14 protein-coding genes are annotated in these 13,456 nt (G+C 44.6%); 9 read left to right on the top strand and 5 right to left on the bottom strand.

Annotated elements, in window-relative coordinates; genetic code table 11:
• Positions 1–156: 156 nt before the first annotated feature.
• The gene (locus T472_RS15490; protein WP_023388876.1) at positions 157–1,317 is read left to right on the top strand and encodes an ATP-grasp domain-containing protein; all 1,161 of its coding nucleotides are present in this window, start codon (positions 157–159) and stop codon (positions 1,315–1,317) included.
• Positions 1,318–1,356: 39 nt separating this feature from the next.
• Positions 1,357–2,109: an esterase family protein gene (locus T472_RS15485; RefSeq protein ID WP_023388875.1), complete on the top strand. Its 753-nt coding sequence runs from the start codon at positions 1,357–1,359 to the stop codon at positions 2,107–2,109.
• A 98-nt stretch (positions 2,110–2,207) separates the two neighbouring features.
• Here the strand turns inward: T472_RS15485 and T472_RS15480 are convergent, their stop codons facing one another.
• The gene (locus T472_RS15480; RefSeq protein ID WP_023388874.1) at positions 2,208–2,903 is read right to left on the bottom strand and encodes a DUF554 domain-containing protein; all 696 of its coding nucleotides are present in this window, start codon (positions 2,901–2,903) and stop codon (positions 2,208–2,210) included.
• Positions 2,904–3,134: 231 nt separating this feature from the next.
• Between T472_RS15480 and T472_RS15475 the strand changes: the two genes are divergently transcribed.
• Together T472_RS15475 and T472_RS15470 are read left to right on the top strand one after the other, a co-directional pair.
• Entirely contained in the window at positions 3,135–3,935 is an 801-nt protein-coding gene (locus T472_RS15475) for a Cof-type HAD-IIB family hydrolase (protein WP_023388873.1), read from the top strand.
• A gap of 249 nt (positions 3,936–4,184) precedes the next feature.
• Positions 4,185–4,841 (top strand): helix-turn-helix domain-containing protein, encoded by a 657-nt coding sequence (locus tag T472_RS15470; RefSeq protein ID WP_023388872.1) that lies wholly within the window; start codon positions 4,185–4,187, stop codon positions 4,839–4,841.
• Positions 4,842–5,132: 291 nt separating this feature from the next.
• Here T472_RS15470 and T472_RS15465 read toward each other — a convergent pair whose 3' ends face one another.
• A complete protein-coding gene (locus T472_RS15465) occupies positions 5,133–5,531 on the bottom strand; it encodes a MerR family transcriptional regulator (RefSeq protein ID WP_023388871.1) in 399 nt (132 codons plus the stop codon).
• Between the two features lie 106 nt (positions 5,532–5,637).
• Here T472_RS15465 and T472_RS15460 point away from each other — a divergent pair, with 106 nt between their 5' ends.
• The 3 genes from T472_RS15460 to T472_RS15450 all read left to right on the top strand — a co-directional run bounded on the left by T472_RS15460 (position 5,638) and on the right by T472_RS15450 (position 8,354).
• Entirely contained in the window at positions 5,638–6,498 is an 861-nt protein-coding gene (locus T472_RS15460) for an aldo/keto reductase (protein WP_023388870.1), read from the top strand.
• Positions 6,499–6,768: 270 nt separating this feature from the next.
• Entirely contained in the window at positions 6,769–7,446 is a 678-nt protein-coding gene (locus T472_RS15455; RefSeq protein WP_023388869.1) for a type IV toxin-antitoxin system AbiEi family antitoxin domain-containing protein, read from the top strand.
• Between the two features lie 8 nt (positions 7,447–7,454).
• Positions 7,455–8,354 (top strand): nucleotidyl transferase AbiEii/AbiGii toxin family protein, encoded by a 900-nt coding sequence (locus tag T472_RS15450; protein WP_040907896.1) that lies wholly within the window; start codon positions 7,455–7,457, stop codon positions 8,352–8,354.
• 150 nt (positions 8,355–8,504) lie between these two features.
• On the opposite strand, the gene T472_RS15445 is transcribed toward T472_RS15450, so the two are convergent.
• Entirely contained in the window at positions 8,505–9,812 is a 1,308-nt protein-coding gene (locus T472_RS15445) for an alkaline phosphatase family protein (protein ID WP_023388867.1), read from the bottom strand.
• Between the two features lie 122 nt (positions 9,813–9,934).
• Here T472_RS15445 and T472_RS15440 point away from each other — a divergent pair, with 122 nt between their 5' ends.
• Both T472_RS15440 and T472_RS19810 read left to right on the top strand, forming a co-directional pair.
• Positions 9,935–10,603, top strand: a complete 669-nt coding sequence (locus T472_RS15440) for a uracil-DNA glycosylase (protein WP_023388866.1) — start codon at positions 9,935–9,937, stop codon at positions 10,601–10,603.
• 95 nt (positions 10,604–10,698) lie between these two features.
• Positions 10,699–10,842 (top strand): hypothetical protein, encoded by a 144-nt coding sequence (locus tag T472_RS19810; protein WP_160319144.1) that lies wholly within the window; start codon positions 10,699–10,701, stop codon positions 10,840–10,842.
• 162 nt (positions 10,843–11,004) lie between these two features.
• Here T472_RS19810 and T472_RS15435 read toward each other — a convergent pair whose 3' ends face one another.
• Both T472_RS15435 and T472_RS15430 read right to left on the bottom strand, forming a co-directional pair.
• Positions 11,005–12,675 carry a putative ABC transporter permease subunit gene (locus T472_RS15435; protein ID WP_023388864.1) on the bottom strand — a complete coding sequence of 557 codons (1,671 nt, stop codon included), beginning with the start codon at positions 12,673–12,675 and terminating at the stop codon, positions 11,005–11,007.
• Positions 12,668–13,393: an ABC transporter ATP-binding protein gene (locus T472_RS15430; protein WP_023388863.1), complete on the bottom strand. Its 726-nt coding sequence runs from the start codon at positions 13,391–13,393 to the stop codon at positions 12,668–12,670. Before T472_RS15430 ends, T472_RS15435 begins: the two co-directional genes overlap by 8 nt.
• Positions 13,394–13,456: the final 63 nt, after the last annotated feature.

Below are 13,456 nucleotides of genomic sequence, written 5' to 3'. Positions count from 1 at the left end.
TTGTTAACTGTAAAAGTCAGGCCTTGCAGGGGTGCAGGGAACACGTGGCATCAATGCTTTTATGTCGTTCGGGCTCAAATCGTGCTATAATTAAGAAAATTCAGTTGTCTGGCAGGCGCTTTGCAGGCAGGGCAAGATTCGGGAGGCGGGATCAAAATGAACTATGTTTTCATATCGCCCAATTTCCCAAGGGGCTATTCAAACTTCGCCGTGAGGCTGAAGGCTGAGGGCGTGAATGTTCTGGGGCTTGGACAGGATAAGTTTGACGAATTGAACAGCGACCTTAAAAAGACCCTGACGGAATACTACAGGGTAGAGAATATGGAAAACTATGATGAAATGCTGAAGGCAATAGGGTACTTCACGCACAAGTACGGGAAGATAGACAGGATCGAATCCCACAATGAGCACTGGCTCATGCAGGATGCCAGGCTGCGCACCGACTTCAATGTACATGGGCTGAAGAGCTGTGACATGGATAAGATGAAGTACAAGTCGAAGATGAAGGAAGTATTCAGGTCATGCGGCATACCTGTTGCAAGAGGTGCGGTGGTGACAAATGAAGATGAAGCCAGGGTCCTGATCGCCGAATACGGCTATCCGGTGGTGGTAAAGCCGGACATGGGAGTGGGGGCACAGGATACCATGCTCCTTGTAAGCGAAAGGGATGTCACAGACTTCTTCAGTACAAGGGCGGGTAAAGAGTATATCCTCGAGGAGTTCATAGAAGGGGACATACACAGCTATGACGGTCTTGCAGACCAGGATGGCAATGTGGTATTCTCGTCAAGTTTCATATTCAGCAACGGGATAATGGACGTGGTGAACTCTGACCTTGATATTTTTTACTATTCACAGAAGCAGATTCCTGATGACCTTGAGGAGATGGGCAGGAAGGCTGTAGCTGCCTTCGGACTCAAGGAGAGGTTCTTCCATATCGAATTCTTCAGGACAAAGCTGGGAGAGCTTGTAGCCCTGGAGGTAAATATCAGACCACCCGGAGGCTACTCTGTGGACATATGGAACTTTGCCAATGACATAGACATGTACAGGCAGTATGCCCAGGTAGTTGCAAGGAACTTCTATGATGCGAGCCTCCTTAGAAAATATTACTGCGTTTACACAGGAAGGAAGCTGACGGCAAACTACAGGAATTCAGTGGATGAGGTAGTGTACAGGTACAACACCGGAATACTTTATCATGGGGAGATACCGAAGATACTTTCCAAAGCGCTCGGCGACTACGCATTCATATTCAGGGTTGAGGAATTCGAAGACCTGAGGGAGAGGGTGAAATTCATCCTTGAAAAGAGATAGCATAAGAAAAATGACTTAAGTAACCAAGGAGGGCCAGACATGCAGATAAGTTATCAGAAGATCTATAGCAGGAACCTTAACAGGGACATCGAATTCAAGAGTTATGGACATGCCGGCAAGCCGATGATAGTATTCCCTTCATCAGGAGGCAGGTTCTATGAATTCGAGGACTTCAAGATGATAGATGCCATAGCGCATCTCATAGACAGGGGACTTGTAAGGGTGTTCACACCCGACTCAATCGACTCTGAAAGCTGGTACAACTACGGGCTTCCAAGCGAGGAAAGGGCAAAGCGACACAACCAGTACGACCTCTTCATTGTAGACGAGCTGGTACCGCTGATAAAGGAACAGACCGGCTGGTACGGGGGGTTCATCGCCCACGGCTCAAGCATGGGCGCATTCCACGCACTCAACATATACCTCAGGCATCCTGATGTGTTCGATGCCACAATAGCACTTAGCGGAATATATGACGCCAGGTTCTTCGTGGGAGAGGATTTCGGCTACAATGTTTACATCAATTCACCTGTAGACTACCTGAAGAACATTGATGACCCGTATTACCTGGACAGATACAGGAATGGAGACATCATCGTCTGCGTAGGCCAGGGAGCATTCGAGGCGGAGTCCATAAGGGACACCAGACTGATAGGGGACATATTCAGGGAGAAGAACATCCCTGCATGGGTAGACTTCTGGGGATATGAGGTGGCGCATGACTGGCCATGGTGGAGAGTCCAGATAGTGTACTTCCTTGAAAGGCTTCTGGAATACAGGGGAATGATCTGAAAAATTGAATGCCAGCTGGAAACCTCTTGGAGGTACCAGCTGGCATATTTACTGTCAGTTCAGTTATCGGAGTGAAGTATCCGGTCAGGAAGCTTCCGCTAGCCTATCCATGCGAGCGCTGAGAAATAGACTACAGGCACCAGAAGGGCTGGAAGCATGTTGGAAATCTTGAGCTTCGCATCCAGAACCATATTGAGTCCCAGCCCCAGGATCATGAGTGATCCAGTTGAAGCGAGTGCGGTGATAAGCTCAGGAGTCATGAATGGCTTCAGTATCCCTGCAAAAATAGCTATTGAGCCCTGATATGTGAATAAGGGTAGAGAGGAGAGCGCGACTCCGGCTGCACCTATCGTCCCTGCAAACACTATCGATGAAATTCCGTCGAGTACGGATTTTGCAAAAAGTGTGGTATGGTTCCCGGTCAGCGCTGATTCTATTGGCCCGATTATGGCCATTGAGCCTACGCAGAAAAGCAGAGTAGCCGTAAGGAAACCTTCCTTCAGTCCGCTTCCCTCATCAGCCTTCAGCATGGTCTCAAGTTTCTGAGACGTCCTTTCAAGGAAGCCTTCTATATCAAGTGTTTCTCCTATTACTGTCCCTATTGCCATTGAGACAATGAGAAGAAGTGGGTTTTCAGTCTCAAGTACTCCCGCAATTCCAATGTACAGGACACAGAGTCCGAGGACCCTGAACACGCTTGCAGATGTATTCTTGTTTATCTTCTTTTTAAATATGAACCCTAACAGGCTTCCGCCTAATATAGCCGCTACGTTGACGAAATTTCCCAGCATCATGTGACCGACCGCCTTCCTTTGTTTATGCATCTTTATACCTACCCATGTATTATATCACAGCAATTTCAGAAATAATCGGCAAAATATGCAATTATGTTAATGTGGGAAAGTGTTGAATTAAGCGGAAATGATGAAAGTGAGGGGTCATGGTATCTAACCATTGCACAGTTATTGACCCAAATCACCATGCTCGTGGTAAAATGGACAGAGTAGATTTTTGGAGTTGATGATTTGAAGAAGATAGTATTTCTTGATATTGACGGGACTCTTGTGGAGTACAGGATAGGCAAGGACAAGGTATCTGACGCCACGATCAGGGCATTTGAGGAGATAAGGCAGAAAGGCGGAAAGGTAGTTCTCTGTTCCGGAAGGGCTCTTTCTGTAATGGATGACCATATTAGGAGCCTTCCCGTGGATGGTTACGTGACATCCAACGGAGCGTATGCCGAGATAGACGGTGAGATTGTGCACAACGTCAGCCTTACAGGAGACAGGCTTGCAGAGGTCCTTGATTTCCTTGATGAGAACAGGATCATGTACATTGCTGAAACCCAGGAGTTCTCATACTACAGCCACCTGAATGACAAGGAGATTGTGGATTATGTCACGGTAGCGAAGATGCCAAGGAAGTATGCAAAGGATGCAAGGGTAAGGGATTACCAGGGAGTTAACATGTTCATAGTGTTCCTGGACACTAAGGAGCAGGAGGAGAAGGCTAGGGGATTCTTGCGCGAATTCACATTCATAAGGCAGACAGGCTACAGGGCCTATGACGTGCTGTTCACCTCAAGCTCCAAGGCTGAGGGGGCTCTTGCGGTAAGAAGACACTTCGGTGAGGACCATGAGACCTATGCTTTTGGAGACGGGATGAATGACAGGACCCTATTCAGCGTTGTGGATGTCAGCATTGCCATGGGAAACGCCTGCGATATCCTGAAGGAAGAGGCAACCCACATCACAGAGGAAGTGGACAAGGAAGGAGTTCTCAAGGCTCTGGTGAGCCTGGGCCTTGTTTCCTCGAATCTGGGCTGAAAATGAACAATCCATAAACATGAATACTGTATCAACAATTGGCAGTTTTTACCTGTTTTAGTACACGTTTAAGTGGGCAGACCTTTATTGAAAATGGATTTCACAACAGAAATCCTTGTAAATGAAGATTTGTCCATTATTTTATCCAATTTCTGCAATGGTGCTAATTATTGACTTTTGCCATAAATTAACTTGAAAACCAACTTTCGTTAATATATTATCAATATATAAGGAAAGTTGGTGGACTTAATGGATGCAGCAAACAGAACTGGTTTTGGAATTAACAATTCCGACACATATCATGGTCTAAGGGAATCTGAGCTTGAGAACCTTCTCGAAGAAGTCGATCCAGAAGGCTTTATTCCCATGAAGTGCAATGCAACATTCATAGTTTCAGAAGACCTGAGGATAACACATGAAGAGAAAAAGGATATAGTAAGACTTCCCATAATAAGGGACACAAGGGTCAATCAGAAACTGTCTGAGAACACACTTCTAGGCTGCATATCGAAAGAAGCCAGGGACAGGAAGAAGCCGATAACCAGGAGACTGAACTCCGGTGCTATCGCATGCGCGGTTCCGGTGTTTTCAGCTGGATACATGAAGGGGATAGTCGTATTCTTCTACACTGAGCTCAATGAGGATGAACTTGTTGAGAGGATCGGAGAGATTGCTGATACTACGCTTAATGATGCGTATCTCAAGTCTCAGGGTTTCGACAAGACGACACTCCATTCAAGGGATGCACTCGCCAAGGATGCACCAATAACATTGGAGGAGTATGAGAAGTTCGCGATAATCAACGCTGGTGAAGCCCTCAAGTGGAACATCTCAAAAATGGCAAGGACCCTTGGAATAGGCAGAAACACTCTTTACTACAAGATGAAGAAGTATGAGATAGGCTGAGCGTTCGAAAAGTGAACAGGTAATAAATGATAGTGTTCGTTAATTAACGATTTATTTACAATCATGTTAAAAAAATATCTATATTTTCTGATATACTAATTTCATGGATAAGCTCCCATATCCAAGGGTAGTAATACCCCTACCCTTTGTAACTATACTGTTTCCCTGAAAAAGGACCTCGCAAGAGGTCCTTTCTCATTGGGCAGGAGTAGTCATCACAGTACTCAAGGTAGTGTCCTTAAGGCTCATGATGAAACGCGGGGATCTTCAGCTGATAAATGGCTCCTATGGCTAATCTACAACCGAAATCAGGTTGCTGAAATACTTTATCCTGCCTTCAAGGACGTCGTCATAGAACTTCTGCTTTGAGTCAATATATTCTACAGATTCGTTCAGTTCGCGTATCTTATCTATAAGGATTTTTCTTTGGATATCCAGCATTGCTTTCCGATCAGGGATTGATTCTTCCCCAATCATGCAGTGTTCCATATAGACCTTCATGTCACTTATGCTCATTCCGCATTTCCTGAGGCAGGTAAGCCCTTCTATCCAGCTGACATCCCTGTCATCGAATATCCTGTGGTTGTTCTTGTCGCGCTTTACATTGGGCACAAGACCTTCATTACAATAAAACTTAAGAGCCTCATATGTCATTTTTACTCTCTGGCTGGTTTCCTTCATGGTGTACATCTTCTTATCCTCCAAAATTCAAACATAGGTATTGACCGGTAGTTACTAACGGGGATTATAGTTGAATTGTAACTAAAAATAGTGAGGAAAACAAGGAGGAAAAATTATGGAGCATGTTGTATTGAACAATGGAGTTAAGATGCCGCTTCTTGGATTTGGCGTCTACCAGATACCAAAGGAGGATTGCGAAAGGTGCGTACTGGATGCGATAAGTATTGGATACAGGCTGATCGATACTGCTCAGTCCTATTTCAATGAGGAAGCGGTAGGACGTGCGATAGAGAAATGCGGAATTCCCCGCGAAGAACTGTTTGTTACTACAAAGGTATGGATAGACAATTACGGTTACGATATGACAAGAGCTTCGGTTCTTGAGTCGATGAGGAAACTAAGGACTGATTACCTTGACCTGATTCTCCTTCATCAGCCTTTTAGTGACTATTACGGTGCTTATCATGCACTGGAGGACCTGTACAAGGAAGGCAAGGTCAGGGCTATCGGTGTCAGCAACTTCTATCCTGACAGGCTTTCAGATATTGCAGCATTCAATGAGATAGTGCCTCAGGTCAACCAGGTGGAGACAAATCCACTTAACCAGCAGATATTTGCTCAGGAGAACATGGTAAAGAATGGCGTACAGATTGAAGCCTGGGCTCCATTTGGAGAAGGAAGGAACGGGATATTCGAGAATCCGGTACTTAAGGAAATCGCTTTAAAGCACAACAAGAGTGTAGCTCAGGTCATACTAAGATGGCTGATCCAAAGAAAGGTTGTTGCACTTGCCAAATCAATCCACAGGGAAAGGATACAGCAAAATTTCGAAGTGTTCGACTTCGAGCTGTCGGTAGAGGACATGGAAACCATAAGGACCCTGGATACCGGTAAGAGCCTGTTCTTCTCACATCAGGAGGCAAGTACTGTTGATCTTTTCGTCGAACTCATAAAGAAGAGAAGGGACCTGATGTAGACAACATTATGGAAGCGTTGTGAATTCAAATATAACCAGAAAGCCTTGTGTGTCTATTGGCAGCAAGGCTTTCTGCCTTCTTAAGGTACTGATTCAATATGAAATCTTTCAACAATATAAGGATGATTATCAACACATTTGAACTAATATGTCATTTCTAAGCAAGATGAGATAGCAAAGTAGATTTTGGAGTAGTGTATGGTATAATAAATTAAGAAAACAACTGCATATAATAATTAGTGCGGTTATTTCCGTAAGGGGAGGCTAGAGATGAAAGCGAAAAGCGAATATTCACAAGTGAACCACAGTAATACAGAAAAGACAGTCAGTGAAAGCGTTGAGGATCAACAGATAAATAGAATCTTCGAGATAATCAGGAGAAATAATGGATATGCAACAACTGCAGATATGGTAAAAGAAGACATTAATCCATACTATATTAATTCGCTGAAAAAAACTGGGAAGATAGTGGGCGTCAAACGTGGTCTTTATAGAGCCAATGAAGAGGGATTTGATTTTAAATTTGACGTGTCTATTGTAGATGTTGCAAAAATCGTACCAGATGGAGTGCTCTGCCTTAGCAGCGCGCTGGCTTACCATGGTCTGACAACATACACACCAAGAGTATATGAAGTAGCAATTGAACGTGATAAGAAAATTGCGCTGCCTGAATATCCTCCGATAAAGCTTGTTTACTTCTCCCAAAATACATTTGGTACTGGTATAGAAACAAAGTACATCGATGGTCACCCATTCAGGGTTTATGACCTTGAAAAGACTGTAATAGATTGCCTGAGATACAGGGAAAAAATCGGAAAAGATATCGTAAAAGAAACACTTGAAAACTACTTTGACAGAAATGACAGGAAACTGGATGTGCTTCTAAAATATGCCAAAATCTGTAGAGTTCAAAAAATACTGAATACCTATATGGAGGTTCTCATTTAGTGAAGGACATGTCGAAGTCAATTGAGATGCGATTAAAGAATATTGCACGTAGAGAGTTACTGCCATATGAGATGTTGCTAAGGTTTCACATGCAGAATGGAATTTTGCTGAGAATTTCGAAATCACAATACAAGGATAACTTTATTCTGAAAGGTGGTCTCTTGACATTCATTTTGATGAGGATGAAGTCTAGGCCTACTTTGGATATTGATTTACTCGCAATAAAACTTAAAAATGAACTTAAGAACATTGAAGCGATTTTTACTGAAATTTTCAGTGTTGATTACGATGGTGATGGATTACACTTTAATATCAATACAATGACTATACAGAAAATAATGGTTCACGCAGGTTATCCTGGTGTCCAGCTCAAAATCACATGCTATCTAGGACAGAATACAAATATTCACATGCACATAGATATAGGATTTGGGGATATTGTGATTAATCCAAGCATTTTAGAATATCCTCCAATGCTATCAGAACTTGAACCTATTATACTCAAGGCATATTCAATAGATTCATTAATTGCAGAAAAATTCCATGCAATGGTTAGACACTCTGTGTTCAACGGCAGGCTTAAGGACTTTTACGATGTCCACAGTTTTCTTTCTACAAGAGAATTTGATGGTGAAATTCTCCAAAATGCGATTAGACAAACTTTTGCACAAAGGAACACTGACATATCTGATGCGGTTTATATCTTCACTTCTGAGTATGCAGAGAATGATAGTTTAAATAAGCAATGGGGAATATTCAAGAGGAGGTTAGGACAAGCAGTAGGGCAATCTTTTCCTGAAATCATGACTGACATTGGCATTTTCCTAAAGCCGATTCTTAATTCACTAATTGAAGATGAACAATTTGTAAGTATTTGGAATCCTGATGATAGAGTCTGGAGAAGATGATTGGGCTGATTAAGTACAATAACATTATTGCAAAATATAAAGTAGTTTTAGCGCAAACATTGACTTGAACTACACAAAAGCAAAGAACTTTACGAATACAGTCGTATGATTCTTTGCTTTGAAAAAGGTAGATTATTAAATTTCAAGGCTCTAATCAAGTATTTCATCAAGGACTCTGCCGTCTGTGTCATATAGTACAGTCCCCATCACTTTCGCGAATGTCGGACCTTCATCAATGAGTGACATGGATGGGATTACGATGCCCTTCCTGATTCCATTGCCCATAGCGTAAAACACTGTCGTGTAGTTTTCCTTGTCGGGTGAGAAGCCGTGAGTGGATATGGATTCCTCAAACCATCCATCGATTGCTGGTGGTATTGGTGCAACTGCAGGCTTGTCGATATCAGGAAGGAACTTGAAGCCTGATGCCGCTTCCAGCATGAATGAGGCATCGCGGCTTGCACCTAAAGCGACTGCCTCATCGGAAGTGCAGACCTTCTCGATGCCGTATGAAGGTATCGATTGAAGCTTTTTAAGGATCGACTCAACCTTAGAATATGTCTCCGTGTCGCTTCTGTCTTTTACATGGACATAGGAGGAACCGTCAAGGGTCTGGGCATATGCCTTCCAGTCTGTTATTTTTCCACCCTTTGCTTCTATGAGCCCTTTATCCTTGAATATGGAGTTAAGGTATATTATGTTATTTACCTTAATCTGGTCATGGTCGCCAAGAACGAACAGCGTGGTAACCTCCATGAGGTCTTCTTCCTCAAGGACTTCCAATATGTCGGTGAGTCTTCTGTCGTGCCTTAGAAGGGCTGAATCAGCCTCTTTGGAGGCATATCCGTGGTGATGCCTCATTGAGTCAAGGTCAACGTAATGGATCATTATGACATCGGGCTTCTTTTCCCTTATTGTCCAGAGTGCACTCTCATGGACGAAATCATCAAGCATTGGCTGCTTAAGTCCCTGCCTGGTCTTTCCGAACCTTTTCTGGAGCTCAAGGAGATAGTCAGGTGTTCCGTTTGCAAGTGAAACGGCAATCTGGTTCTTCCATGGCCTGTTTGCATAAATCTCTGGCATGTTCCAGGTTATGGCGGACTTTCCGGTAATAGGCCAGAGCAGGGAAGCTACTGTCATGCCCTTCCTTAGCGCAGCATCATAGAACGTATCTGTCTTTATGTGGTCCCTTGTCCAGTGCCAGTCAGGATCCTTTCTGTCTGGCTGAAGCAGATGATTAGAAGTTACACCATGGTTCATTGGAAGCATTCCGGTTGATATCGAGCAATGGGCTGGATATGTAAGGCTGGGATAGACGCTCCTTACATTCTCGCAATAGGAGCCTTCCCGGTACAGCCTTGAAAAACCTGGCAGATGCTTCAGCACATCCATGTCACGTGAAGAAAGCGCATCAAATGAAATTATTACAAAGCGACTTTTGCTGTTTATCTTATCCATATGAACCTCCAGGGGAAATCTCTGACTACTTTTAAGGATACCATGGAATTGTAAACTATCTCTGAAGTACAATGGATATATGTGGATTTACGAAAAAATGATTATTGAACGCGGAGGGATATATGGTCAGGATAGGCAACAGCTGGGACAGGGTACTTGAAGGGGAGTTCGACAAGGAATATTACCTTAAGCTTAGGGAATTCCTGAAGGAAGAATACAGGACTAAGGTAATATACCCGGACATGCACAATATATTCAACTCGCTCAAGCTTACCTCATATGAGGATGTCAAGGTAGTCATACTCGGACAGGATCCGTACCATGGGAAAGGGCAGGCCCACGGACTGGCTTTCTCAGTGCAGAAGGGAGTGCCTAAGCCACCTTCGCTACTCAACATATTCAAGGAGCTTAAGGATGACCTGGGATATCCGATTCCCGGACATGGTAACCTTGAGTCCTGGGCAAGGCAGGGTGTGCTGCTGCTTAATACTGTCCTCACAGTCAGGGAGGGCCAGGCCAACTCACATCAGGGCAAGGGCTGGGAGATATTCACAGATACGGTGATAGGGCATCTGTCAAAGAGGCAGGATCCAATCATATTCCTGCTCTGGGGAGCGCCTGCGGGAAAGAAGGAAGCACTCATAGACGAAAGGCACAGGGTACTCAAGTCGGTGCATCCAAGCCCGCTTTCAGCTCACAGGGGCTTCTTTGGATCCAGGCCATTTGGCAGGGCAAATGATATACTAAGGGACATGGGAAAGGAACCTATAGACTGGCGGATAAGGGACTAAGGAATATGATCCAAGAAAGAAGGTTACGCAATAAGCATGACTTATCCAGTTCACAATAACCTTCAATACCTTGAATACGATAAATGTGGATTTATATGGAATCCAAGGAGAAGGGGTCTGCAAGGCAGGAGCTCTACAAAAAGATCGGAGAGGCTGAAGACCAGATCAGACAAGGGGTAGAGTTATTGGAAGGGGAGGAAGTCTTTAGCAGATTAATGGAAAAATATGGACTGGAATAACGGCTGATAATCTCCGTTCTTCAAAACTTTACTCACAAAACGATGTTTTGAAATTAAGTTTTGAATCAGAGAGCAGTATTTGGATCTTCATCATAATGTTAACAGGACAAGGCGACATCTTACTGTCATCTTGTCCTGTTGTCTTTTCATTATACTTTTGTCCTATAGCTCCGCAAATCTTTTGGCAACCAGCCTTTCCAGGAACTTGTGGGTAATGACCACAAGTGCACCGAATATGACAAAGAGGCCAAGGAATGCCGGGATGAGGGATGGTGAGAGCTTTGTTGAGAGGAATATCATTCCTCCTCCGAAAATGAAGCTTCCGAATATCTGGAACATGGAGTTCAGGTTCTGCTTAACCGCCTTCTGTTCGCTGTCCCATTCAAGCTTCGGCATGTATACGTCGATAGCAATCGAGAACTGGTTCATGAATATCGAAGAGAGGATGAACAGGGGAATTGAAAGCAGCACTACGATCATTGACGGTCTGAACAACCATATCAGCAGTCCGTACAGGACAACTGCTGCAGCGCCTTCCACATAGAACGAGCTGAGTATCTTTGCGTATAGCTGTGTCATGTACGGAACGGGGATGTACTTCATGAAGAAGAAGCTCTTTCCTTCCCTTGATATCGATGTGGAGGAGATTATGTTGAGTCCTCCAAGGAACATTCCTGCAGCTGCAAGCACTATCAGAAGATTTGCATCAGGAGTAGCGCTTATGTAGCTTATGATCTCCTTGATCTCCGCGCTGTCAGGCCCTTCGATGAGAAGGGGGACCACGAAGAACAGCGGGAAAATAAGGGACACTAGAATACAGTTCATGAAGTATGCAGGGGTCCTCATGAGGAGCTTCAACTCCTTGAGTGAGTATGCGAGAAGTATCGGCTTTGAGCTTGTTTCCTTATCAAGCTCTCCAGTTGACAGCTTCTTCCTTCTTGATGAGCTGTCAAGGACACCCATGACTCCCTTGAAGTATATGGCGTTGCCCACCACATAGAAGACCACCATTGATAAAATGGATAATGCGATCAGAGCAAGAAGATACATGAGGCCGCTGAAGCCATCGAAGCCTATGAGGGCTTCACTTGCGAGGTATGAGGTGGGGATTGCAAGCGAAGTGACCTTTATGGCAGGCAGCTGTGAAAGGTCAGTTATCACCATGCTTCCTGCAGTCGCCCTCTGGGCGATGTACTGTATGCCGAAGCTGAAGCCTAACGATATGCCAAGGCCGAATACTCCGGCAATCATGTTGAATCGGTCCTTGTTCTTTATACCCTTGCCGGCTCTCATGATTACCATTGCTATAAGTGAGGCTGCTACCATTGGAAGCACCGGCACGAACAGCGTTATCAGAATGAGGTACAGGTAGAACAATGGTCCTGCCTTGTCAAGGAACCCGTAGACAAGAAGCACGGGCATGAAGAGCATGCCGTATATGAAATACTGGTATACGAGGGCGACCAGGAACTTTGACATAAGTATCTCACCGGGCTTTACCGGCAGGAACAGATAGTTCTCGATATCCCTTGAGAAGTAGAACACGTTCATGACATAGAATATGCCGAACATGAATACGGTTATGCCTGATGCAGGCACAGCAAGCCTTATTATGAGCGACTGGAAGCCATACATGCTGAGAGAGTCGTACAGCAGGTACGCGAAGCTTCCTGTGGACATTCCCATTGAAAGGAAGAGAAGAAGGAAGAGGAGTATCTTTACAGGTCTTTTGCTGAAGACGCTCTTTTTCCTCTTGTTGCCGATTCCAAGGTTTGAGAGCGTCTCATCGCTTCCGAACATGGTCTTTGTCAGGTGGAATATATGGTTACTCATCCTTAGTCATCTCCAGGAATATGTTCTCAAGACTCTCGTTCTCTTTAGCCAGCTGCCTCAGCTCATCCATGGTGCCTGAGAACATGAGCCTGCCCTTGTTGATAATGCCCACCTTGTCGCAGAGCTTTTCGGCGACTTCGAGCACGTGGGTGGAGAAGAACACGACGTTTCCCTTGTCAGCATGGTCCCTCATCATCTCCTTGAGCATATATGAGGATTTGGGGTCAAGGCCGGTCATGGGCTCGTCGAGTATCCATGCGCTTGGCTCGTGTACCAGGGCACCCATGAGGACGATCTTCTGCCTCATACCGTGTGAATAGCCGGATATGGTGTCGCCTAGAGCGCTTTCCATGTCGAAGCGCCTTGCAAGGCTTTCGATCCTTTCCTTCCTTACATCTCCCGGGACCTGATAGATGTCCCCCATGAAGTTAAGGAACTCTATGCCCTTTAGCCTGAGGAACATGTCCGGATTGTCAGGGACATATCCGAATTCCTTCTTCGCTTCCAGTGGGTCAGTAAGCATGTTCTTTCCGTTTATAGTTATCTCACCTGAATCCTGTCTTAGTATTCCGGTAAGCATCTTTATAGAGGTCGTCTTTCCGGCGCCGTTAGGCCCCAGGAATCCATAGATCTCGCCGGGATAGAGGTCGAGTGTGAGGTTATCTACAGCCTTTACCGTACCGCCATAGACCTTTGTAACATTCTTGAAGCTGATCATAATGTCCTCCTTGAATATTAATAATCACCATATATTATACCACTACTAAAGTGCGGTTTCGAT

It is taken from the genome of Youngiibacter fragilis 232.1, assembly GCF_000495435.3.
In the GTDB taxonomy this organism is placed as follows: Bacteria; Bacillota; Clostridia; order Clostridiales; family Clostridiaceae; genus Youngiibacter; species Youngiibacter fragilis.
This window is presented reverse-complemented; position numbering and strand designations above follow the sequence as displayed.